The following is a 23,442-nucleotide window of genomic DNA, read 5'->3' as shown; positions in this document are numbered from 1 at the left end:
CTGAGCGGAATGCGATGCCCCGCCGACGCACTGCGGCAGGAGCGAATGCCGGTCCGGTCTCCCTCCGGTCCTTTTCCGGTTCACAGGTTCAGCGGCGGCAGCAGCGCCGCCGGATCGGTCAGCCAGGCCCGCAGCAGCCCGCCGAGGCAGTCGGCGAGCGGCCCGGCCACCGTGCGCGAGCGCGGGCTCCAGGCGTAATGCCCGCCGCCCAGTTCGACCCGGAGGAGGAACCGGGCGACGCAGGCGCGGTCGGACTCGCGGCCGAGGCACTGGTCGGTGCGCACGACCTGGTAGGTGGTGGCGAGATCGGGAAGCCCGAGCGCGGTCGCGGCGTAGCCGCCGCCCGCCCGGGCGTAACAGGCCAGCCCGGCGTGCAGATTCGCCGCCGCAAGGCGAGCGCCGAGCAGGTGCAGCACCCGCGCGGCCTGTGCGGCAGCGCTCGCCGCCGCGGTGCCCGCCGAAGCCGGGTCGGCCAGGCCGCTGTCGCGGCAGAGGGTCACGAACGCGACAGCTCGCGCGCCGTCGAGGATCGCGGTGGGACGGCCGCCGGTGAGCCGGTCGGCCAGTTCGACCGCGGCGGTGGTGGCGACGAGATCCGAGCCGCGGCCGAGCCACTGCGCGAACCCGCCGTCCGGGTTCTGCAGCCGCGCGATCCACCGGCGCAGGCGGAGTTCGTCCAGCCGGTGCCCGCTCGCCCGCAACGCCTCGAAAGTCCATTGCGTGCACCGGACTTCCGCATCCTGGCCCGGCATGTAGACCACGCCGTCCCCGGCGGCCGGCTGCGCGTCCCGCAGCCAGCGGACCAATCCCGGTGCGGGGGAACCGGAACGGACTGACGTGAGCAGGCCAGCCGCGGTGGCGAGGCTGTCCCCCGCCGCGTCCGGGCTCCGGTAGGTGTAGCCGCTGCCCGAAAGCCGGCACCGCGCCAGCGCTTCGGCCACCGCGTCCGCTTCCGCGGCAGGCAGGTCGTGGCCGAGCGCGGTCAGCGCGCCGACCGCGGAAAAGCACGCCCAGACGTCGGAACGGCCGTAGCCGGGCCAGCGTTCGTAGCCGCCGCCGGGCAGCCGCCGGTCCCCGATCCACGCGAGCGCACCGGCCGGATCGGGCGGTTGCGCGCCGAGGACGCGCAAGGTCAGCACCGCGCGGAAGGTCGCCCACAGGCAGACGGCCGAACCAGGCGCGAACCGGAAGCCGCCTTCGACGGCCTGCTGTTCGCACAGCCACGACACCAGCGGCCCGGTGCGCCACGGCAGCGGCGCGGCCGTCACCGCCCGCCACGCCCGCACGCCGTAGTAGCAGGCACGGGCGTCCGAGGTGTTCGAGCCGGGCTGCCAGGCGAGGCCGCCGTCCGGGCCTTGCAGCGCGGCCAGCCAGCCCGCGTGCCGCGTCGGTTCCGGCGCGGCGGCACCGGTGATCTCGACCAAAGTCCTTGTGGCGCACCAGGTCGCCCATACGTCCGGCGGGCGGCCGGCGGCGAGTGCGAACCCGCCCTCGACGGTGCCGGTGCCGGAAACCCATTCGGCGACCCGGGCGGGTTCGTCGATTTCCTCGCCGAGATCCCGCAACGCCCGGGTGCAGCAGTAGGTGGCCCAGCCGTCCGAGGGCAGGCCGCGCTGCCAGGTGTACCCGCCGTCGCTGTTGCGGCGCGACCGCAGGAACCGCGCGATCCCAGCGGGTTCGGCCGGAGTGCGGCCCAGCCGGCGCAGCGTGCGGACCGCGGCGTAACTGCACGACAGATCGGCTTCGCCCTGGCTGAGCCCGCCGTCGGCCAATACCGCTGGGGCGGCGGTCGCGGTCATCGCACACCTGCCGCATTGGTCCGGTTTTTCCGGATCGGCGGGAATTCCCGCCGGGCGGGCCCGGTTCCGCGGAAAGAGCGCCGGTTCGGCCTCATGGCGAAACGACCTCCTTCCCGGCCGGGGTCGTTCCCGGCCGCTCCACTCTTTCCCGGCGGGGGCGGCGGGCGCATGGGTGCTGCGCACCCAAAGAGTCGCCGTCCGTCCACTGCGGGCGCCTAAGAATGTTTCCGGCTGTGACTAAACGATTTCAGGCCGTGCGCACAATTGCGCCACAAGGTGGAACGGCGGTATTTCTGCCCCCACGAAAGCGGGCGCCTGCGTATAGCATTCCGCCCCGGGGGAGCAGACCGGCACCGGGCGAAAGCCGTCGCCCGCGAGCCGTTCGGCTGAAGGGGTGGAAATGCTCATCGGACGGGAGAGCGAACTGGCCGGGCTGGCCGGGTTCCTGAACGCGGCGAAAGCGTCCCGCGGGGCCATGGTCGTGCTCACCGGCGAACCAGGGATCGGGAAAACCTCGGTGGCGGAAGCGGTCGCGGAACAGGCACGCGCGGCGGGCATGGTGGCCGTGCGCGGGCGGGCCAGTTCGACAGGTCCGGCGATCCCCTTCCGTCCGCTGGCCGAAGCGCTGCTTTCGCTGGCGCGCACCGAACGCAGCCCGGACGACGAACTGCTCGCGCCCTACCTTCCCGCGCTCGGGCGGCTGGTGCCGGACTGGGCGCGGCCGGAGCCGAGGGAGACGTCGCTGCTCGTGCTCGCCGAGGCGATCCTGCGGCTGACGTCGTGGTTCGGCCGCGACCGGGGCTGCCTGCTGGTCGTCGACGACCTGCACTGGGCGGACCGGGAAACCCTGGCGGTGCTGGACTATCTCGCCTCGAACCTGCGCGAGCAGCCGGTGCTGGTGCTGGCCACCGTCCGCGTCGGCGCGTCCGCGGCCGCGGAACTGGTGAAAACCCTGGCCCAGCGCGGCGACGCGACCCCGGTCGAACTCGACCGGCTCGACCGCGCCGGGGTGGCCGAACTGGTCGCCTCGATCCTCGGCTGCCCGCCCGGCGACGTCAGCGCGCCGGCGGCCGAGCACCTGTACTCGCAAAGCCGCGGGAATCCCTTCGCCGCCGCGGAACTCACCCGGTACGCGGTGTCCACGAAGGATCTCGTGCGCCGTCCCGCCGGCTGGCAACTGGTGGGAGGGAAGCGAAAACGCGTGCCGCTCAGCCTCGTGCAAGCGGTGGAACAGCGGGCGCTGCAACTCGGCCCGGACGGGATGCGGCTGCTGTCGGTCGCCGCGATCGTCGGCCGGACTTTTCCTTTGCCGGTGGTGCAACGCTGCCTCGGCCTCGACGACCGGACCCTGCTGGCGCACGTCCGCGCCGCGGTCGCCGAACGCCTGCTGACCGGCGGCGACGGCACTCCCGGCTGGTACTCCTTCGAACATCCGCTGACCGAGGAAGCCTTGCTGTCGCTCACCACCCCGGCCGATCAGGTCACCCTGTCCGAAAGGGTCGCCAGCGCGATCGCCGAGCTGTACCCGGGGCTGCCCGGCTCCTGGTGCCACCTCGCCGCCGATCTGCACCGCCGCGGCGGCGACCTGCCCGCCGCCGCCCGGCTGTACCTGGAAACGGCCCGCCGCGCGTTGCACGCGGGCGGACCGGCCACCGCGGTCGCGGTCCTGGACAACGCGCTCGACATGCTGTCCGGGGAAAACCGCTGGCGCGAGCCGCGCGGGGAGCTGCTCGAAGCCCTGCTGACCGCGCTCGCCGAAGACGGCCAGTTCGACCGCGCCGCCGAGGTCGCCGCCGAACTGCGGCTGGGAAATCCCTTGTGGGACACCGAAAGCCAGATCCGCCAGCAGGTCCGGATGGCATGGGCGGCGCAGGTGGCCGGCCGGTGGGAAGACGGCGTGCGCCAGGTCGCCGCCGCGCGCGCCCTGCTCCCGCCGGAGTCGCCCGAGACCAGAACCGCGGCGATCGACGTCGTCGACGCTTACCTCACCTCGTGCCGCACCGGCGCGGACGCCGGGCACGTCAGCCGCAGCGAAGCACTGGCCCGGCGGGCGATCCGCGGCGTCGATCCGGCGGAGGATCCCGAGACGGCCTGCAAGGCTTGGTACGCAATCGGTTTCAGCACCCGCGGCCGTTCGCTGGCCGAATCGGACGAAGGCTACCGGCGCACGCTGGCACTGGGCACCGAACACCAGCTGACCACCTGGCGCAACCACGGCCTCATCGGACTGGGCGCGAACGCCTGGCTCGCCGACGGCGACGTCTCCGCGCTCGAATACGCCTACCGCGAGACGCTGCGGTCCGGCTGCATCACCTTGGCCAGCAACGTCTACGCCAACCTCGCCTACGCCGCGATCCTGCGCGCGGACTACGGCCAGGCCGAACGGATCCTCACCGCGAGCCTGGCCGAATGCGGGCGGCTGCGGCTGCATTCGGTGATCCGGTACGCGCTGATGCTGCGCGCCGTGCTCGCCGCCCACCGGGGCCGCTGCCAGGAGATGCGGACCGCGCTGCGGGAATTCCGGGCCGCCGGCGGCGAAAACTCCCGCGAAGCGCCGCTGGCCAAAGGATTGGCCGAACTGTTCTGCGCATTGCTCACCGAAGATCGCGAAGGCGCACGGGCCCGGTCCGCCGAATTGACGGCCGAATACGGCGGACTGGAAGCCTATTTCCACTTCTCCGGTACTTTCGGATTAGTCCATTTGCTGGACGCCGTGGACGGCACCGGCGATCCGGCCGGAACGGAACAGGCGGCAGGCACCCAAGTCGGCCGGATGCGCTGGAACCGGCAATTCCTCGGTTTCGCCCGCGCAGTGCACCACGGCCGTGCCGGTCGGCCGGAAGCCGCCGAGCGGGAGATGGACACCGCCGTCGCCGCTTCCGCGGTCTTCCCGACCGCGCGGCATCTCGCCCTGCGCTTGGTGTCCGAAGCCGCGCTCGCCGACAGCTGGGGCAAACCCGGCCAGTGGCTCGCCGACGCGGAGAACTACTTCCACGGAAGCGTCGACGTGCTGGCCGGGGCCTGCCGTTCCCTGCTGCGGCGGACGGGCGCCCCGGTGCGCTACCACAACTCCGGCACCGAACGCATCCCGCCGAAACTGCGCGGCATCGGCGTGACCCGGCGGGAGTTCGAGGTACTGCAGCTGATGCCGGAGCGGCTGGGCAACCGGGCGCTGTCGCAGCGGATGCACATCTCGGTGCGGACCGTGGAGAAGCACGTGGCGAGCTTGCTGGCGAAAACCCAGGCCCCGGACCGGACCACGCTGTGCGAGTACGCGACGGCGGTGCTGGGCGATTCGGCGCCAGGCTGAGCCGAGGCCGTCTCCCGCGCCCGATTTTCGGCGGTTTGTCCCGCCAGGCACACTCTGAACCACAGCCGCTTCCCACGCGCGGCTTTAAGCGGCTCGTCCCGCCGGGCAGGCTCGGCTGGTCTGACGGCGCGCACCTGCTTCCCGCGCAGCTCGTGCGCGAACCGGGCACGCTCTTCGTTCCGGAGGCCGGGCGCCCGCAGCGGACACCCGGCCTCCGGAACTGATGCGAACCCCTCCCCCGCGGACCGCCCCGGCCTCGCGCCGTCCGCTTCAGCCGAGCCCGGCGACCGTGCTCGGATCGCCCGCCATCGCCGCCACCGCGACCGCGCCGACGGTCATCCCGGTCAGCACCGCCGAGCGCACCCACTGCCGCTGCCAGGCGGGCAGAGCCCGTTCGGCCTCGGCGGCGGTTTCCTCCGCTCCCGGTGCGGGCTGGACGTCCTCGTGCATTTCCGGTTCTCCTTTCCGATGGATTCACTCAGGGTGTTTCAGGACCTTGCCCCCGGCTCCAGAAGGGAAAGCGCCGGGACCCGGCCGGCGAACCCGAGCCGCAGCAGGCCGTGGCCGATTCCGGCCAGGCCGGGCAGCAGGCCCGGCGACGGGACGGCGCCCGGGGTCCCGCAGGCGAGTTCCCCGCGCGGGAGCCGGACCGGTGCGCCGATCGCCCTGGCCGCGTCGAGGACGCCGAGTTCTCCGTGGCACAGCGAATGATCGGGCGACGGGACCCGTCGCTCCAGCGCGGCCCGGAACTGCTCGGCCAGGCGCTGGCCGGGATCCGCGAGGACGAGACCGGCCAGACCCGTGCACCAGCCCAGCCCGGTCGTCGGGCCTTCGCCGCCGGGCGAAACACGACCGGCCAGCCGCAAGGCCCGCGTCACCCCCGCCCGGCCGAACAGGAATCCCGCCGTCGGCAGCGGAGGAAGCCCAGCAAGCCGCGCGCCCAGCTCTTCGACGAGCGCAGCCGCTTCCGACGAGCCAGTGTCAGCTGCCACCGCCGAGACGGCGAGCAAGGCCCCAGCCACGCCGTCGGCGACATCCGCCGCATCGGTGGCCCGGGCCGCCGTCGCGGTCGCCCGCAAGGCTGCCGGAACCAGGCTGTCGAAAGCGGAATCCGCCAGCAGGCCGGCCAGCCTCGCTACGGTGTAGGCGATTCCTCCGGCACCGGTGAACGCGCCCGGCCCGACGCCGACCGCCAGCGACGCGTAGCCGTCCAGCAGTTCGAGCAGACCGGGCAGAGGCCGGACCGCGCGGGCCGCGGCGTCGAGGAACCGGTCCTGGCCGCTGATCTTTCCCAGCTCAGCGAGGAACAGTGCCACTCCGCAATACCCGCTGCCCAGCGAAGCGCCCATCTGCCGGACGCACCAGCCGCCGTCCTCGGCGATTTCCAGCGAGGGCCAGTTGATCCGCACCGCATCAGCGCTCGCCCGCCGCAGCAACTCGTCGCCGATGCCCACTGCCAGGTCAAGCACGCGTGCCGGATCGGGCGTCTCGACGTCAGCCTGGTGCCCCGGGAGCAGGCGGTGCCCGGCGAACGGCGTCATCGTGGCGATCGCGACCTCGGCGAACCACACCTGGGTGCGGAGGTCCCGCTCCCCCAGGCTGGCGATCCTCGCTCGTGCTGCGGTGAGACCGTCGGTCTCCATCACTTCCGGCAGCCAGGTCCCGGAAGTGGTCCGGACAGCACGGCTGTCGGCCGAAGCGGCGAAATACGGAATGTCCCCGGCAAGCAGATCCGCCCGCGACGCGTCGGCGAAGCGGGAGAGGTGCGGGTACGCGGTGACCTCGTCAAGCGGGGCGAACGCCTTCGCGCGGCCGTCCACCTCGCGCAGGAACACCGGTTCGGTGGATTCGCGGAGCATCTCGGCGTACCACTCGCTCGCCCGGGGCACGATCCGCAGCTCGACGCCCGCGAACCGGTCCAGACCGCAGAGCAGCGTGTCGCGGTGTGCGGCGAGCAACCGGTAGGCGGTGCGGAAGCCGTCCAGGAAATCACTGCGATAGGCCGCCGGATCGACGTCCGGAGCCGGGAAGTTCCGTCCGCCGGCGTAGGGGGCGGGGCCGCGGGCCAGGCGCATCCGGTCGGTGCCCGCGTCAGCCCAGCCGGGCAGGTCCTGCGGGAACAGACCGGGACGGCCGCCGAACGCGGACAGGTCCAGCCGTCCGTGCGGGCCGAGCACCGGGCGCGGCAGGACGAAAGTGTTCAGGACCGACGTTTCCAGTGCCTCCAGTGCGGGATCGGAACCGCCGTCGGTGCACGGGGTCCAGCGCGGCTGGAAGAGCGTTTCGACGTCCACCACGACCGGATGCCCGCCGGCCGCCACGACGTTCTCCGCGTGGATGTCGGTGGCGCCGAGGACGTGCAAGAACGCGAGGTGCGCGCCCAGCCTGCGGTAGAACTGGCCGACGTCGGCGGCGGGCCGGGCGGGGATGTATTCGACCCAGCCGTATCCGGGGCGCTCCAGAACCGCCGCACCGGCCGGGGCGAGGTCGCCGAGAAGCGGGGCGAGGTCGGCGAGCAGGTCGTTCCAGCGCGCGTGCAAGCCGACCGGACGCGGGCGGTAGACGACCCGGGTGCCGGAGCCGAACCTGACCTCGCTGACAGTCCGGCCGCCGCAATGAGCGTCTCCCCGGCCGAAAACCACGGTGGCGACCCGCCCGGGATCGCTGCCGAGGAACCTGGCCAGCAGAGCGCGGTCGTGGTCGAGCCGGGTGAGCAGTTCCTCCGCGGCGGCAACGGCGTTGCGCACGAGACCGGAGAGAAGCTCGGCCAGGCCTGGGTACTGGACCAGGACGTCCGGCAGCGGATCGCTTGCCAGGAAAGCAGCGAACCCGACGCGATCGCTCTTGAGGCGGGCGACGAGAGCCCGGCCCGCGGACGCGCACAGACGGTCGCTGAGCCAGTCCGCCATTCCCTTGCCGACCGCAGCGAGTTCCATCGCGTCCGCGCCGGGCACGGCGGCGCGCAGCTGGCTCACCGCGGCGTCGACCACCGGCTGCGCCACAGGCCGGAAGCACCGGGCACCTTCATCCGCGCCGGACGGTTCTGACCCCGCTCGCGACATGGGCCGCAGCCTGCCACGCGGAGGGCCGGGACACATGGGTGCGGCCTACCCATAAAGCGGCGTCAGTTCTGCCTGGCGGCCTGGGCGCGTTCGCGGGCTTCGAGGATTTCCGGCACGTGGCTTTCCGCCCACTCGCGCACCGCGCGCAGCGGGACCAGCAGGGACTGGCCGAGGTCGGTGAGCCCGTACTCGACGCGGGGCGGTTGTTCCGCGTAGTCGACCCGGGCGAGCAGGCCGTCCTCCTCCATCGCGCGCAGCGTCTCGGTCAGGACCTTCGGGGTGACGCCCTCGATTTTCTCCGCCAAGGCGGTGAACCGCAGCGGGCCGTGCTCCAGCGCGTTGACCACGAAGACCGTCCACCGGGCCCCGATCCGGTGCAGCACCACCCGGGACGGGCAGCGGGCGGACATGACGTTGTAGCGCACGGCGATTCCTCCGGTTCCGGTTACGTTGAAGTACCTGGTTACTTTTCCATAGCCTACTTCCGCCACGGCAACCGACGAAACGGAGAAGGACCATGGGCAACCGGCTGGCCGGTCAAACAGTGCTGGTGCTGGGCGGACGGCATCTGGGGAAGGCGATCGCCGCCGCCGCGGCCGACGAGGGCGCGCGGGTGCGCGTCGCGTCCCATCGGCCCGGCGGGCTGCACGTCGACCTGCGCGACGAGGCGACCATCGCCGCCGCGGCCGCCGAACTCGGCGAGGTCGACCACCTCGTCAACACCGCGGCCTCGCCGCACGCGGTGCCGGTCAGAGAACTCGACCGGGACAAAACCGTCGACGCTTTCACCGCCAAGGTCATCGGGCCGTTGCTGCTCGCGAAGCACTTCACGATCCGGCGGTCGCTGCTGCTGTTCTCCGGCCAGGTCGGCTGGCGGCCGGCGCGCGGGAGCGTCGTGACCGGCGTGACCAACGGGGCGGTCGCCTTCGCCGCGCAGCACCTCGCCGCCGAACTCGCGCCGGTCCGGGTCAACGCGCTGTCGCCGGGAATCATCGACTCCGGGGCCTGGGACGCCAAGGGCGAAGCCAAACCGGACTTCCTCGCGACCGCCGCCGGGCGGACCCTCGTCGGCCGCACCGGCACTGTCGCCGACGTGACCGACGCGGTGCTCTGGCTGCTGCAGGCCGAATTCCTCACCGGCGAAACCATCCGCCTCGAAGGCGGGCGGCCCTGACCGCGACGGGAAACCGGTGCCGGCGGGCGAAAACCCGCCGGCACCAGCGGTTCACCGGCGCTGGGAGAACGGGGTCAGCGAGTCCCAGAGTTCGCCGCAGTGGTGCTGACGCGGGATCTCAGTGGTGAGCTGGCTGTCCCCGGCGGCGTTGAGCGACATGACGACCGGGTTGTCCTCGGTGTAGGGCTCCCAGCTCGGGGTGCCGTCCACGGTGGGATCGCCGGTGCGCGCGAAGCCGGTCCACTGCGCCACCAGCTGGTCGGAGAGCGCCTTCTGGTTGGGGTTGAGCTGCATTCCCGGCGGCGGGGTCAGCAGCATCCCTTCGGAGACGTGGTACGCGCCGTTCGGTTTGGTGCGGTCGACGAAGAACGCCGGCGGAGCGTCGGCGTCGTCCATCTGGTAGGCGTACACCGGGATGTGCCGGGCCAGCCGTTCGTCGTTCACCAGCGCGGGACACACCGAATTGGAATCCGCGACGATGGTCCGGAAAGCGAGGAACGGGGCCGGCGCGGGGAAACGCTTCAGCGGATATGTCTCGCGGACGTCCTGCGCGTGGTCGCCGTATTGCTGCGCCACCATTTTCTCGTAATCGGCCGGCGTCGAAGCGGACGGCAGCTGGACCTCGTCGCGGTCCACGCCGTGCATCAGCGCCACGTCGTTGACCTTCCCCCGCTCGAACGCTTCTCCGGGCGACATCGGCAGCGTCGTCCCGTTCACGATCGGCGCGATCGTGCCGCTGTCCGGCTTCATCCCGTTGCCCGCCTGTTTCAGCAGGGTCTGCACGGGCACCTGGCGCAGGCAAGCGCCGGCGTCGGCCTCGCACCCGAGCGCTTTGGCGAACCGCGCCCCGGCTTGCTGTGCCTGCTCCTCGTCGGGCAGCTCCGCTTTGCAGTCCTGCGGCTGCCACTGGATGTCTTTGCCCAGCAACGAGTTGTACTCGCCGCTTTGGCTGATGCCGCGCTGGAACAACCCCGCCGCGGTCGGCGAAACGGTGTGGTCGCACACGCTCGAACCGCCCGCGGAAGCGCCGTAGATCGTGACGTTGTGCGGATCGCCGCCGAACTTCGCGATGTTGCGCTGCACCCAGCGCAGCGCGGCCTGCTGGTCCTGCAGCCCGTAGTCGCCCGCGTGCTCGCCGAACGCTTCGTGGGCCAGGAACCCGAAAATCCCGAGCCGGTAGTTGACCTCGACGCTGATCACGCGGCCCTCGGTCACCAGCCGGCTCGCGTTTTGCGCCTGCAGCAGAAGGAATCCGCCGCCGTGCAGCTGCACCATGACCGGAAGCGGTCCGTGCCCGGCGTCCGCGGGCACCCGGACGTTCAGGTTCAGGCAGTCCTCGGTGTCCGATCCCGGGCCGAGGCCGGGCAGCTGCGGGCACGCGTTGCCGGGCGCGGTCGCGGGAAACGTCTCGGTCCGCTTCGCCGGCCGCCGCGGCGGGGCCCAGCGCAGGTCGCCCACTGGCGGTGCGGCGAAGCGGATCCCTTCCCACGACCGAACATCCGGTCCGGCGATCCCGCACACCGGTCCGTCGTCGGTCGCCACCGTCGTGTTCGGCGAGCACGCCGGCGCGGGCGGCGCGGCGCCGCCCCGGTCGCTGGCCATGGACGCCGAACCGGCCAGCGACGTCGCCGCGAGCGCGACCGCCGCCAGTGCGGCGCCCGCCTTTCCGTCGAGTCTCATCCGTCCTCCTCAACTCCCGCCTCGCCGGAAGGGCCGGACGGAGGGCGCGAGACACGACGAACGGCATCCGCGCACCGAACGGGCGGCCTGCCGGCATGGGCTCGACCTCGCCGATGGCCGCCGCGCGGCCACCGGGCCACTGCCACGGGAACGGCACGGACCGCTCGTTCCCGCCTGGCCCCAGTCTGGGCGTCGCGGGAAAAGGCACAACCTCCGTTCGGTCGCGCGGAAACTGTCAAATTCCCGGGCAGAATGGTCTTTGTCGGGGATGCGGATTCCGTTCGCCGGATATCGCCGATCCGACCCGGCGGCGACACTGGAATCCGCAGGCGGAAACGGCGAGCGTCCGGCCCGCTGTCCGATTCGGGCCTCTGCCTTTCCCTTCGGGACCTTCGGCCCTCCCCGCCCGCAACGGCGCGTCCCTACCGTTGGCAGGACCTCGAAAGCGAGTCCCGGATCACCGAGGCGTGCCGGAATCCGGGAACGAGCCGGGCGGTCAGCAGGGTTGCCCGCCCGGAAGGCGGCGCAGCGGGCACGCCTCGCCGGCGTTCCACTTCAGTGCCGCGTCGAGCTGCCCGTCCGACAGCCGGGCCCGGTGGGCGAGTTCGGGCAGCGAAGCCCGCGCGGCGGATCGGCTGGCCTGGCAGAGCAGGCCGAACCACCACTGCCCGTCGACCCAGTTCTCGCGGGCGTGTTCCACCAGCAGGGTCATGTGCTCGTCGCCGCACGCGTAGACGAGGCGCTGGCCGTGCCGGGCGAAATCGGCGGAATCGACGCGCGAGGAATCGGGAACGAGCGCGGTCTGCAGCTTCCCGGGCGGGATCTGCTCGCCGCAGTGTTCGCACGCTTCCCGGCGCGGAACGCGGAAAGCCATTTCGGGAGAGGGACGCGACATCAGACACTCCGAACAGTCACGGGTTCCATGTCGCAGATGTCAGAAAGCCAGGGGCTGGGGCACGCGGCATCTGCACGTTCCCCGGCGGGGCCCCCGTCGTGACCCGGCCAGGGAAACCCACCGTAACCGCCGCCGCCCGGCGTTGCCAAGACGTCCGTTGGGGCCGCCGCACCCGCTCGCCCGCGTTTCCGGTGCACAGAGCGGGACCGGCGGCGTCGTTCCGGGTGGATTCCGGTGCGCGCGGGGGTGACGCTTCGCGCCCGGGACTCAGTTCGCGCCGCGGCCGCCGAGAACCTGCTCCGGCCGGAGTTCGCTGCGCACCACCGCGCCGGCCACCTCGCTGAGCCGCTCGTTGTTCCCTCGGCTGTAAGCGCGCAGCCGGTCGAAAGCCGTCTCCATCTCCAGCCCGCCGGCATGCGCCAGCACGCCCTTCGCCTGTTCGATCACGACCCGGCTGTTCAGCGCGTACTGCAACTGCTCGGTCAGCAGTTCCCCCCGCCGGATGGCGCGCTCCTGCAGGATCCCGATCGTCGCGATGTCCGCCAGCGCCCTGGCCACGCTCAGCGCCGGACCGGACACCGGGGCCGCACCGCGGCCGAACAGGTTCAACGTGCCGATCACCTGCCCGCGCAGCCGCAACGGCAGCGCCTGGACGGACCGGAATCCCGCCGCGGCCGCCTCCGGGGCGAAGACCGGCCACCGGGCCGTCTCCCCGGTCAAGTCCTCGATCCGCACGGACTCGCCGCTGCGGTAGGCGTCCAGGCAGGGCCCCTGCTCGGTCTGCAGCTGCAGCAGCTCCAGCGCCCGGCTGCTCTCGTCCGACGAAGCCGCGACCTCCAGTCCGCCGCGCTGGTCCGCCAGCAGCAGCCCGGCCGCCGAGGCCCCGAGCAGCGTGACGCAGTATTCCGCCAGCCGGTGCAGCAAATCCGCCACGTCGTATTGGTCGACCAGCGTGTCCGCCATGTCCACGAACGCGCGCAACAGCTCGTTCTCGCTGGATGACGCGACCACGCCCGCGAACCTGTCGTTCATCGGTGCCTCTTCCCTCTCCTCGGCGGCGTCCGCACGCCTGCCTCGCCGGCAGCCCAGCGGTCCGCCCGGCTTTTCACGCTTCGAGTTCCCTCGGGTGCAGTCGCCGCGCGACGAGGTCGCGCGCGACCTCGTCCAGCAGTCTTCCCTTGGAATACGCGTACGCCCGCAATCGGGCAAGTGCCTGCTCCGCCGGAATGGTGAACTCCGCGATCACCATCCCGGTCGCCTGGTGCACCGCGGCCCCTTCCCGGACCAGCCCGTCGCAGGCTTGCCCGGCGCGTCCCTCGGAGACCACGGCCAGCAGCACGCTGGTCACGAGGTCGGTCCCGCGCAGGATCGTCGCCAGCTCCTCGTCCGAGAGCAGGCCCGGGGCGCGCCGGTAGGTGTCCACCGAGCCGAGCTTCACCGCCCCGTGCCGCAGCGGGAACGCGAATATGCCGCGGAACCCGGCGGCCCCGGCTTCCGTGGCGAACACCGGCCACGACGCGGGAAGACTCTGGGACAGGTCCGGGACCAGAACCGGCCTGCCGGTCTCGAACGCTTCGAAAGACGGACCCTCGCCCAGGCTGAACTGCACCGTGTCCAGATGTTCGACCGCCGGATCGCTGGCGAGCACGAGCATGCGGTGCCTTCCCCCGACCAGGAGCGAAACAGCGGCACCGTCGACCGGCATCAGCTCGACGACCGACCGGCACACCCCGGCCAGCGGCACTGTGGCGTCGCGGCCTTCGCGCAGCGCGGCCAGCAGCTCGGGGAGCAAAGGCGAAACCGCCTCGGCGAAATCCCCGACTTCCGTCACTGCCCGTTCACCGCCTTCCCGGTTCCAGCACCTGCCGAGTTCCGCGGCAGCGTCGAACGGCCTCCCCACCTTACTCCGGCCCGGCCGCCCACTGCCGCGGGCTCCGTTCCGTCCGCAATGGACAGTCGCCGCGCGCGAAGGGCCGCCTGCCCTCCCGTCCGAGAAGTCCACAGTGGACAAATGAAGGCACGCTCCGGCGCCGGTGGCCTCCGGTGCTTTCCCTCGACAGCGGAACCCGAGGGCGCGCAGAGGACTTCCGGCCCTTTTTCTCCCCGGCCCGGCCTGCGACGGTGGACGCGGAACGGAGCTGACATGACCGAGACCCCGCGGCAGTGGACACTCGCGATCGCGTTCGACCGGACGGTGCACTACACCCGAGCCCAAGCGGTGCTGCGGACCGCCGACGGGGACGAATTCTCCGGCCACGGCCTCGCGCACGGCACGGTCGAGGGACGCGGGCTCACGCACGTGGCCGGCTACCTCGCCGCCGGGCGCGCCCTCTGCGATCTCTCCCAGGAACTGCTGGAAGCGGTCGCCATGGACGTCGACGCCGAGATGAGCAAGCTCAGCGCGAGGGTGCCGGCCAGCCGGAGCGCGGACCACCGCCCGGACGCGCTCCGGGCGTGACCTTCCCGCCCGTTCCCCCGGCCAGCCAGGCGAAACGCCCTCGCGCGGCCCCGCTCCGCTTCGCCGCGCCCGCGTGCCCGCGCTGGACGTGTGCGGTGCGATCCCGCCCGGAACCGCCGGAAGCAGCCGCCGTCCGCTCCGGCTCAGTGCAACGACGCCGACCAGTCCAGCCGCACCCCGCCTCCCGGACGCGCCCCCACCGTGAACTCCCCGCCCGCCGATTCCGCCCGCTCCCGCAGATTCCCCAGCCCGCTCGGCGAAACGTCCCGCGGCATTCCCCTCCCGTCGTCCGTCACCGAAATCCGCACCACCTCGTCCCGCACCGCCACCGAAACCGACAGCGCTGACGCGCCCGCGTGCCGGACCGCGTTGCTGACCGCCTCCCGCACGACCGCCTCCATGTGCTCGGCCAGCTGGGCGGGCACCGCGTCGAGCGGACCGGCCATGCTGACCGCCGGGTGCAGCGGGGCGTCGTCGGTGAGTTCCGCGATCGCGTCGTGCAACCGGTTGCGCAGCCGGACCTCGCCCGCCGCGCCGCCGTGCAGATCGAAAATCGCGGTCCGGACCTCGTGCACGATCTCGTGCATCTGGTCGATGCTTTCCTGCAGCCGCCGCTGCACCTCCGGCGCCTTCGTGCGGCGCTGCGTGCTCTGCATCCCCAGCCCCACCGCGAACAACCGCTGGATCACGTGGTCGTGCAGATCCCGCGCGATCCGGTCCCGATCCGACAGCACATCCCGCTCCCGCGCCGCCCGCTGCTGCGTCGCGAGCTGCAACGCCAGCGCGGCCTGGTCCGCGAACGACGCGAGCACCGGCAGCTGCGCCGTCTCGAACGCGGGCGCACCCGGCTCTCGCACAGCGATCAGCACCCCTGAGGTGTGATCGCCAGCGCGCAACGGCACCACCAGCGCGGGACTGCGGCCGTGCGGCAGCGGCAGTTCGGCCATCCGCCGCGGAGTGCGGTCCCGGAACACCGCGCCCGGCACCGTCCCCGCGACGGGCATCCGCAGTCCGATGAGGTCGTCGCCGCCCGCGCACACGGCGACCGTCAGTTCCGCTGGATCGGCGTCCTCTTCGTCGTCGGCGTCGAGCCTGCCCGAGCCGGGCAGGGCGAGCATCGTGACGTCCGAACCGGTCAGCTCCAGCGCGCGCCCGGCGATCAGCTCGAGCGCGTCCACCGGATCGGCGCCGCCGAGCAGTTCCGTCGTCACCTCGCTGGTCGCCCCCAGCCACCGCTGCCGCAGCCGCGTCTGCTTGTACAAATGCGCGTTCTCGATCGCGATCCCCGCCGCGGCCGCCAGCGCCTGCACGATCACCTCGTCGTCGTCGGTGAACGCCGCCCCGTCCTTCTTCTCGGTGAGATAGACGTTCCCGAACACCTCGTCGCGGACCCGCACCGGCACCCCGAGAAACGAATGCATCGGCGGATGATTCGCCGGAAACCCCACCGAGGCCGGATGCGCCGAAATCTCCTCCAGCCGCAACGGCCTCACGTCGTCGATCACCAGCCCCAGCAGGCCGTGCCCCTCCGGCAACGGCCCGATCCGCTCCCGGGTCCCGGCATCGATTCCCCGGTACACGAACTCCGCCAGCGTGCCGTCGTCGTCGAGCACGCCGAGCGCGCCGTAACGGGCCTCGCCGAGTTCCGCCGCGGCCCGCACGATGCGGCGCAGCGTGGCGTCCAGTTCGAGCCCGGAAGCGACCGCGAGCACCGCGTCCAGCAGGCCGTCCATCTTGTCCCGGGTGCCGATCAGCACCTCGATCCGCTCCTGGAGATCGCGCAGCGTGTCCCGCAGCCGCAACTGCGACGGGCTTCCGGACAGCTTCCGGGAGCCCTCTCCGGTTTCCGGCATCAGACCTGCTTTCAGCGCTCGGCGTCCGCAGACAGATGACTTTCGCCCCTGTGCGGCCCCCGACGGGGGAAGCATGCTGAAGCGAATGCTCGCGCACGACACAGTGTCCCGCCTTTCGCTGCCCCGGAGAAAAAGATGACCCTTCAGGTGGCGCCGTCCGGCCTGCTCAGCGCCGAACAGGTGGTGTCGGTGCTGCGGTGCGCCACGCTCGCTCCGTCCACGCACAACACCCAGCCCTGGCTGTTCAGCGTCGGGCCGGACGACATCGGCGTGCACGCGGACGCCGACCGCACGCTGCCGGTCGCCGACCCGGACCGGCGCGAGCTGCTGCTGTCCTGCGGGGCCGCGCTGTTCAACCTGCGCACCGCGATCCACGCGGCAGGCGTCCACCCGGCCGTCGCCTATTTCCCCCGCCGCGGCGACCCCGACCTGCTCGCCCTCGTGCGGCCGCGGGCCGCCGCCGCGACCGACCGCAAGCTCGCCTCCCTCGCCGAGGCCATCCCCCGCCGGCGCACCAACCGCACGCCGTTCGTCGCCAAACCGGTTCCGGCCGGCGCGCTCGGGGCTCTGCGGCACGCGGCCGAGGTCGAGCACGCCTGGCTGCCGCAGCTCGACGAGGACCAGCTCGCCGGGCTCAAGGAGCTGATCCGCGAAAGCCACCGCCTCCAGACCCAGGACGCGGCCTTCCGGTCCGAATGGCAGCGCTGGACCGGACGCGGGCGCGGGCGGCGCGACGGCGTGCCGTTCTCCGCCGGAGGAGCCGTCACCGCGGACGACAGCTGGGTCCTGCGCGATTACGGCGGCGGCACCCGCGCGCCGGGCGCGCCGCCGCTGGTGGTCGTGATCGGCACCTTCGGCGACACCCCGACCGACCGGCTCCGCGCCGGACAGGCCATGCAACGCGTCCTGCTCACCGCCACCGCCCACGGGATCGACGCGTCTTTTATTTCCCAGCCCGTCGAAGTGCCCGCCATCCGCGCCAAGCTCCGCGACCTGCTCGGCGGCGGGCTCTGGCCGCAGATCGTGCTGCGCCTCGGCTACGGCGCCCCGGTTCCGCGGACGCCGCGCCGGGCGCTGGAGGACGTCCTCGTCGCGCCGTCGCCGCTCAACGTCTGACCGCCGCCAGGACGGTCGCGCAGTTCCGTCGCGAGCACCGCCGCCTGCGTGCGCCGCTCCAGGCCGAGCTTCGTCAGCAATCGCGACACGTAGTTCTTCACCGTTTTCTCCGCCAGGAACATCCGCTCGGCGATCTGCCGGTTCGTCAGTCCCTCCCCGATCCAGCCCAGCAGCGTGCGTTCCTGTTCGGACAGGTTCGCCAACGGCCCGCGCTGTTTTTCCGCGCTGTCGCGCAGTTTCGTCATCAACGCGGCCGCCGCGTGCGCGTCGAGCAGCGATTTCCCCGCCCCGACGTCCCGGACCGCCGAGATCAGGTCGGTCCCCGTGATGTCCTTGACGACGTAGCCGCTGGCGCCGGCCAGCACGGCGTCGAGCATCGCCTGCTCGTCGGTGTAGGAGGTGAGCATCAGGCAATTCACGTCCGGCGACCGGGACCGCAGTTCCCGGGCCAGTTCGACGCCGTTGCCGTCGGGCAGCCGCACGTCGAGCACCGCCACGTCGGGACGCAGCGCCGGAATCCGGGCCAGCGCCTGCGAAACGTCGCCCGCTTGGCCGACCACAGCGATCTCCGCGTCCTCTTCCAGCAGGTCGGCGACCCCGCGCCGGACCAGCTCGTGATCGTCCACCAGGAACACCCGCAGCATCGGTCTCTTACCACCTCCAGGTTCGTTCGTGCACCGCGGTCCGGTCCCGGCCGGAAATCCTCATTCCCCCGGCGGCGGCTGGGATTTCACCGGCACCGACCAGCTCAGCCGGGAACCGCCGGCCACGGTCAGCGTCCCGCCGCGGCGGCTCGCCTGTTCCGCCAGCGCGGCCAGCCCGGGAGCCGCGGACACCGCGACGTCGCCCGCGCCCTCGTACCGGACAGTGACCGTCGTCTGCGCGCGTTCCGCCTGGATCTCGACCTCCACCGCTTCGGCCGAGGTGTGCCGGGCGACCAGCCGCAGCGCGTCGGCGAGCAACGGCACCACGACGTCGGACGGCACCGGATCGAGCTTCCCGGTCAGCTGCGTGGACACCGCCAGCCCCCAGTCCTCCCGTGCCTTGGCCAGCACCCGCAGCACCTGGTCGCGGGTCGGCTCCGGAGCGGGCGGCACCACGTCGTCCAGCCGGAAAACGGCCTGCTGCACGTGATTGATCACGTCGTCGAGGTCGGCGATCGTCTCGCGCAGCCGGGTCGCGACCACCCCTGATCTCGCGAGCCCCGCCGAGGTCTGCAGCGACAGCCCGGCGGCGTAGAGCCGGCTCAGGATTTCGCTGTGCAGCCGCGCCGCGATCCGGTCGCGCTCGTCGTGCAGCGCGGCGTCCTCGCGTTCGGCCCGCGTCTGCGCCAGTTCGAGCGCCACCGCGACCTGGCCGGCGAACCAGGCGGCGATTTCCAGGTCGTCGGCGGTGAACGCCGGACGGCCGGCCATCCGGGCGGCGGTCAGCACCCCGGCCACCGTGCCGTTCCCGGCGAGCGGCACCAGCATCACCGAGCCGAGGTCCAGAGTCAGCACGGACGGCACCGCCAGCCGCGACAGCTCGTCCGGCCACGAAGCGATCCTGGGTTCGCCGCTGGCGAGCACCGTGCCGGACACGGTGGACTCGATGAGCAGTTCCCGGCCGGCCAGCTGCTCCGCGCCCACCCCGGCCACGCGCTCGACGCGGAGCCAGCCCTCCCGTTCCGCCGGGCGGCTCAGCGAGACCAGGTCCGCGGACGCGAGCGCCCGGGCGTAGTCCACGACGCGGCCCAGCGGATCGCTGACGTTCGCCGACAGCAGCTCCCGGGTCACCGCGGCGGACGCGCGAAGCCATTCCTGCTGATTGCGAGCGGTCTCGTACAGCCGCGCGTTCTCGATCGCGCTGCCCGCCGTCGCGGCGAGCGCGAGCGCCAGCTGCTCGTCCTCCTCGCCGAACTGGCCCTGTTCCGCGTCCGCGAGATAAAGATGGCCGAAAACCTCTCCGCGCACCCGGACCGGGACGCCGAGGAAGCTCGTCATCGGCGGATGCCCCTCGGGGAACCCGGTCGAGCGGGGATCGTCCTGCAGCCGGGCCAGCCGCACCGGCCGCTGGGCCTCGACGACCGCGCCGAGCAGGCCCTTGCCCTCGGGCGGGCGGCCGATCCGCTCGACCGCCTCGGCGGCCATCCCGGTGTGCACGAATTCGATCAGCCGCCCGTCCGGCCCGACGACCCCCAGCGCCGCGTACCGCGTCCCGACCAGTTCGCGGGCGGACTCCACGAGACGGCGCAGCAGCGCGGGCAGCGCGAGGCTGCCGGTGATGGACTGGGTCGCGCGCAGCAGCCCGCGCAGCCTGCCCTGCGTGCTGATGACCTCCTGGGCGCGTTCCACCAGCTCGCCGAGGAGCTGGTCCAGTTCCGTCCTCGGCTGATCGGGAAAAGTCAGCCTCGCTTGTTCGGGTGCGTCCCGCTCGTTCACCCCGGCTCCTGCCCTTGCTGCCCCCGCGTCCCGGCCGCGCGGCGCCACCGGCAATTCAGTCTTGCGGTTCGCGCGAGGGGCCGTCAAGCGCGGGAAAAGGGCGTGGCGGCGATTTTCGGCGGTGCACGGGAAAACGAGCGTGCCGGGTTCTCTCCCGGACGGGAAATCGTAACGGGGAACGGCCGCGGCCGCGCCGGGAGCCGCTGCGGAGATTCCGTTGGCAGCACGGCGGAAACGAGCCCTTCCGGAGTTGCGCCACCAGGCCGGGCGGCGTCGTCGCCCTGCCGCGGCGGGCGGGTGCGAACGGCGGCGGAATGGTACGTCCGGGGGAAATTCCGGTCATCACGGCGGACCGGGACGAAATTGCCGGTTGCTCCATTCGGGCATTCCCGTATTCCCGCAGTTGTTGTCATTTCGCCAGCTATTCGCGCGCGGCGCGCTGGTCCGTTCCGTGCGGTCAGCGCCGCGCCTCCGGCCGCACCACGAGGACCGGGCACGAGGAGTGGTGGATCAGCGCCTGGGCGGTCGACCCCAGCAGCATCCCGGCGAACCCGCCCCGGCCGCGGCTGCCGACGACGACCAGCTGGGCCCGCTCCGACTCGCCGAGCAGCGCCTGCCGCGGCCGGTCGCGGACCGGCTTCCGGCGCACCTCGACGTCCGGGTACTTCTCCTGCCAGCCGTCGAGCCGCTGCGCGAGCAGCCGTTCCTCGACCGGCCCGCTCCGGGTTTCCCGCTCCGCCGCCGGGCGCGCGGTGCGCTCGATCGCGTCGCAGACGACGTCGGCCCAGGCGTGCACCGCGACGAGCGGGACCTCGCGGAAACTGGCCTCCTCGAACGCCGCCGCGAGCGCCGCCTCGCTGTTCGGGCCGGTGTCGACGCCGACCACGACCGGTCCCTCGAGCGGAGCGGGGCTGTCGCCGCGTCCGGGGACCACCGCCACCGGGCAGCCGGCTTGGCTCGCCACCGCCGCCGTCGCCGCGCCCGCCAGCATGCCGGTGAAACCGTCGGTGCCGGTGCGGCCGAGCACGACCATCCGGGCGTCCCGCGACCGGTCGATCAGCAGGGCGGGCGCGGAGTCGGTGTACACCTCGTTGCGGAACAGGAGCGAGTCGCCTTCCGGAATCTCCCCGGCGCACCCGAGGCCGGGCACGTCAGGCACGTCAGGCACGTCGCCGAAAAGCGGTTCCGGCCCGGCGGGCGCCGCGGTCTGCAGGCAGTGCACGAACTCCAGTTCGAGATCGCGGCCCGCGGCGAGCCGGGCAGCCCACCGGACCGCTTCGGCCGCCCCGTCCCATCCGCCGATCCCGACGAGCACGGTGCGGGACCGGACGGTCATCTGCCCGCCCCGTCGCCGGCCGCGTCCGCTCCGACGACGCCGGGCACGGCGAGCGCCAGCAGCGTCGCGACGTCGCGGTCGGCTTCGTCGTCGTACCGGTCGGTGATGTGCACGATCCCTTCGTGCACCTCGACTTTCCAGCGGCCGGTCCCGCCGTAGGCCTCGAGCCGGTGCCGCACGTCCGCCGCGATGGCGGTGTCGGCGCGGGCGAGAACGCGGACCACGTCGCCGCGCGTCACGATGCCGACCACCCGGGAATCCTCGACGATCGGCATCGCCTGGGCCTTCGCGTCCACGAGCGCCCGGCACAGCTCGGAGAGGTGGGCTCCGGGCGGCATCCCGGCGGCGGGCGAGGTCATCACCGCGCCGACGGTCGTCTCGATCGCGCCGGGACGGCGCCCCCGCCGCTCCGGGGCCCGGCCGCGGCCGAGGTCGGCCTGGGCGAGGATGCCGACCAGCCGCCCGTCGTCGTCGACCACCGGCAGCGCGGGGAAGCCGCGCTCGGCGAGAATCTCGGCAGCCTCGTCGGCGGAGGTCCACGGACGCACCGTCTCCGCGGGCGAGGACATCAGGTCGCGTGCGAGCATCCGGCCCGTCCTTTCCCTGGCACCCGCTCGAACGTAGGCGAGCGGCGGGCCGGGCACGCCGGTCCGGAGTCACCGGTGCGAGGGACCAACGTCCTCAGTGCCGCGGCGGGCCGTTCCGCCGTTCGGCGCAGGGGATCTCCGGTCGGCCTCGGTGAGCACGACCGCGTCCGGGCCGGGGAAGACCGTCGAGACGTAGCCGCCGAGGAACCAGCGGACCGTGAACGGCGGGCCGCCCTCCGGGGTGCCGACCGCGACGATGCGGCCGTGCTGCTCCGGGAAGTCCGCCCGGGGGCTCTTCACTCTCAGCCAGTCGCCGGGCTGCGCGCGCATCGCTCCTCCTCGGTTCGCTCACTGGCGTGGGGAAAGTTCCGCTGCGGCAACGTGTTCTGCGGCCGGGGCGAGCGACCTGACGAGCCGGGGCCCGGCGTGGCCGCGCAGCCGGGAGGCGATGGGGTCGTCCCGGCGGACCAGCGGATCCCGGCCAGCTCGCCGCGGTCGGTCACCAGGACGCCGCGGAGACGGTCGGCGTCGAAATCCACTGGGACGACCGGTTTCGTCATGACGGCGTGCACCCGCGGTCCCGGCCCGCCCGTCCGGAGCCCGGCCAGCGCGTGCGCCTCGGTGCAGAGGCCGACGAGCCGGTTCTGGCCAGGTCGTGATGTCCCGTGCCCGCAAGGCTTTCTCCCGCTTCTTCACCGGACCGCCCCGCGGACGACCGCGACCGGGCACCCCGCGTGCGCGAGCAGCCGGTTCCCGGTGGCCCCGGGCAGCCCGCCCGCGACCGCCTCCGGGCGGCGGCTGCCGATGACGACCAGCTGCGCGCCCTCGACCGCCAGCAGCGCCCGCCCCGCCGAACGCTCCCGCACCGCCCGGACCCGCACCGCGACCTCCGGATACTTGTCCGCCCACGCGGCGATGCACTCGCGCAGCGCCCGGTCCTCCGCGACGGCCCGCCCGGGTCCGTCGCACTGCCGGTCGCACCAGGCGCGCACCGCGACGAGCGGCACCTGCCTGCTCGCCGCGGCTTCGAAAGCGAATCCCCCGACGCGCTCGTCGCCCGCCACCCCGACCACGACCGCCCCGCCCGGAGCCGCGCGCCCGCGCACGACGACCACCGGGCAATGCGCGGCCGCGGCCACCCGCAACGCCACCGAACCGATCGCCGGCCCGCGCCGCCCGCCGAGCCCGTGCGAACCCAGCACCGCCAGCGACGCCGACCGCGACCTTTCGACCAGCAGATCGACCGCGGGCCCGGCCCGGACCACCGGCTGGGTCGCCACGCCCGGCGCCGTTTCTTCGGCGACCTGCGCGGCGCGGCTCAGCCATCGGTGCGCGCGAGCGAAGCACTCCCGCGCATCCTGGTTCGCGGCCAGGGTGCCTGCCTGGAACAGCTGAAGCAGGCAGTCGCGGCGCATCGCTTCCGCGGCCGCCCAGCGGACCGCCCCGAGCGAGGCTTCCGACTCGTCGACCCCGACGAGCACCGTGCTGCCGGGTTTGTTCCGGGGCACTGGCCGTCTCCCCCTTCCGCTCTTGTTTCGCCGCTGGTTCCCGCGGCGGGGTCCACGGTGGCCCAGACGGGAGGACACCGTCAGGGGCTGAAGTCCCTTCCCGCAGGGACGAAAGCGCTCCTCCGGCGCCAGTCCGCAGTCCGGCCGGCGAAGGCGAATCGGTTCCAGAGGAGAGCTTCAGCCCTCGCCTTGGCGGGGGGTCACCAGCCTCGACGGTGCGGGTCCGTGAGGGGAACCCTGAGGG

19 protein-coding genes are annotated in these 23,442 nt (G+C 72.8%); 4 read left to right on the top strand and 15 right to left on the bottom strand.

Features of this window, described 5'->3' with window-relative positions; translation table 11 throughout:
* Positions 1-80: 80 nt before the first annotated feature.
* The gene (locus tag ACWGIC_RS16205; protein WP_452076722.1) at positions 81-1,799 is read right to left on the bottom strand and encodes a prenyltransferase/squalene oxidase repeat-containing protein; all 1,719 of its coding nucleotides are present in this window, start codon (positions 1,797-1,799) and stop codon (positions 81-83) included.
* A 400-nt stretch (positions 1,800-2,199) separates the two neighbouring features.
* On the opposite strand from ACWGIC_RS16205, the gene ACWGIC_RS16200 reads away from it, so the two are divergent.
* Entirely contained in the window at positions 2,200-5,109 is a 2,910-nt protein-coding gene (locus tag ACWGIC_RS16200) for a helix-turn-helix transcriptional regulator (RefSeq protein WP_452076721.1), read from the top strand.
* 270 nt (positions 5,110-5,379) lie between these two features.
* On the opposite strand, the gene ACWGIC_RS16195 is transcribed toward ACWGIC_RS16200, so the two are convergent.
* The 3 genes from ACWGIC_RS16195 to ACWGIC_RS16185 form a co-directional block, all read right to left on the bottom strand.
* Positions 5,380-5,559: a hypothetical protein gene (locus ACWGIC_RS16195; protein ID WP_452076720.1), complete on the bottom strand. Its 180-nt coding sequence runs from the start codon at positions 5,557-5,559 to the stop codon at positions 5,380-5,382.
* Positions 5,560-5,597: 38 nt separating this feature from the next.
* Positions 5,598-8,111, bottom strand: a complete 2,514-nt coding sequence (locus ACWGIC_RS16190; RefSeq protein WP_452076719.1) for a type 2 lanthipeptide synthetase LanM family protein — start codon at positions 8,109-8,111, stop codon at positions 5,598-5,600.
* 122 nt (positions 8,112-8,233) lie between these two features.
* The gene (locus ACWGIC_RS16185) at positions 8,234-8,596 is read right to left on the bottom strand and encodes a winged helix-turn-helix transcriptional regulator (protein ID WP_452076718.1); all 363 of its coding nucleotides are present in this window, start codon (positions 8,594-8,596) and stop codon (positions 8,234-8,236) included.
* Between the two features lie 92 nt (positions 8,597-8,688).
* Here ACWGIC_RS16185 and ACWGIC_RS16180 point away from each other — a divergent pair, with 92 nt between their 5' ends.
* Positions 8,689-9,345, top strand: a complete 657-nt coding sequence (locus ACWGIC_RS16180) for an SDR family oxidoreductase (protein WP_452076717.1) — start codon at positions 8,689-8,691, stop codon at positions 9,343-9,345.
* Between the two features lie 51 nt (positions 9,346-9,396).
* Here the strand turns inward: ACWGIC_RS16180 and ACWGIC_RS16175 are convergent, their stop codons facing one another.
* The 4 genes from ACWGIC_RS16175 to ACWGIC_RS16160 form a co-directional block, all read right to left on the bottom strand.
* The gene (locus ACWGIC_RS16175) at positions 9,397-11,025 is read right to left on the bottom strand and encodes a carboxylesterase/lipase family protein (RefSeq protein WP_452076716.1); all 1,629 of its coding nucleotides are present in this window, start codon (positions 11,023-11,025) and stop codon (positions 9,397-9,399) included.
* 496 nt (positions 11,026-11,521) lie between these two features.
* Positions 11,522-11,920: a hypothetical protein gene (locus tag ACWGIC_RS16170; protein ID WP_452076715.1), complete on the bottom strand. Its 399-nt coding sequence runs from the start codon at positions 11,918-11,920 to the stop codon at positions 11,522-11,524.
* Positions 11,921-12,187: 267 nt separating this feature from the next.
* The gene (locus tag ACWGIC_RS16165; RefSeq protein ID WP_452076714.1) at positions 12,188-12,952 is read right to left on the bottom strand and encodes a GAF and ANTAR domain-containing protein; all 765 of its coding nucleotides are present in this window, start codon (positions 12,950-12,952) and stop codon (positions 12,188-12,190) included.
* A 73-nt stretch (positions 12,953-13,025) separates the two neighbouring features.
* Positions 13,026-13,751, bottom strand: a complete 726-nt coding sequence (locus ACWGIC_RS16160; RefSeq protein WP_452076713.1) for a GAF and ANTAR domain-containing protein — start codon at positions 13,749-13,751, stop codon at positions 13,026-13,028.
* 312 nt (positions 13,752-14,063) lie between these two features.
* On the opposite strand from ACWGIC_RS16160, the gene ACWGIC_RS16155 reads away from it, so the two are divergent.
* Positions 14,064-14,378, top strand: a complete 315-nt coding sequence (locus ACWGIC_RS16155; protein ID WP_452076712.1) for a dsRBD fold-containing protein — start codon at positions 14,064-14,066, stop codon at positions 14,376-14,378.
* Between the two features lie 143 nt (positions 14,379-14,521).
* On the opposite strand, the gene ACWGIC_RS16150 is transcribed toward ACWGIC_RS16155, so the two are convergent.
* Positions 14,522-16,231: a sensor histidine kinase gene (locus ACWGIC_RS16150; RefSeq protein ID WP_452076711.1), complete on the bottom strand. Its 1,710-nt coding sequence runs from the start codon at positions 16,229-16,231 to the stop codon at positions 14,522-14,524.
* A gap of 135 nt (positions 16,232-16,366) precedes the next feature.
* Between ACWGIC_RS16150 and ACWGIC_RS16145 the strand changes: the two genes are divergently transcribed.
* Positions 16,367-17,347 (top strand): Acg family FMN-binding oxidoreductase, encoded by a 981-nt coding sequence (locus ACWGIC_RS16145; protein ID WP_452076710.1) that lies wholly within the window; start codon positions 16,367-16,369, stop codon positions 17,345-17,347.
* On the opposite strand, the gene ACWGIC_RS16140 is transcribed toward ACWGIC_RS16145, so the two are convergent.
* The 6 genes from ACWGIC_RS16140 to ACWGIC_RS16115 all read right to left on the bottom strand — a co-directional run bounded on the left by ACWGIC_RS16140 (position 17,269) and on the right by ACWGIC_RS16115 (position 23,198).
* Complete coding sequence (locus ACWGIC_RS16140; protein ID WP_452076709.1) at positions 17,269-17,991, bottom strand: response regulator; 723 nt, start codon at positions 17,989-17,991, stop codon at positions 17,269-17,271. The two genes, ACWGIC_RS16145 and ACWGIC_RS16140, sit on opposite strands and share 79 nt — an antisense overlap.
* A gap of 60 nt (positions 17,992-18,051) precedes the next feature.
* On the bottom strand, positions 18,052-19,767 hold the full coding sequence (locus ACWGIC_RS16135) for a GAF domain-containing protein (RefSeq protein WP_452076708.1): 1,716 nt from the start codon (positions 19,765-19,767) through the stop codon (positions 18,052-18,054).
* 457 nt (positions 19,768-20,224) lie between these two features.
* Positions 20,225-21,103: a universal stress protein gene (locus ACWGIC_RS16130; RefSeq protein ID WP_452076707.1), complete on the bottom strand. Its 879-nt coding sequence runs from the start codon at positions 21,101-21,103 to the stop codon at positions 20,225-20,227.
* Entirely contained in the window at positions 21,100-21,690 is a 591-nt protein-coding gene (locus ACWGIC_RS16125) for a CBS domain-containing protein (RefSeq protein WP_452076706.1), read from the bottom strand. Before ACWGIC_RS16125 ends, ACWGIC_RS16130 begins: the two co-directional genes overlap by 4 nt.
* Before the next feature lie 69 nt (positions 21,691-21,759).
* A complete protein-coding gene (locus ACWGIC_RS16120; RefSeq protein ID WP_452076705.1) occupies positions 21,760-22,020 on the bottom strand; it encodes a DUF1918 domain-containing protein in 261 nt (86 codons plus the stop codon).
* A 362-nt stretch (positions 22,021-22,382) separates the two neighbouring features.
* Complete coding sequence (locus ACWGIC_RS16115; RefSeq protein WP_452076704.1) at positions 22,383-23,198, bottom strand: universal stress protein; 816 nt, start codon at positions 23,196-23,198, stop codon at positions 22,383-22,385.
* Positions 23,199-23,442 lie beyond the last annotated feature (244 nt).

Source organism: Amycolatopsis sp. NPDC054798, assembly GCF_053611505.1.
Note: the sequence above shows the minus strand (reverse complement) of the source record. Positions and strands in the feature narration are given on the sequence as shown.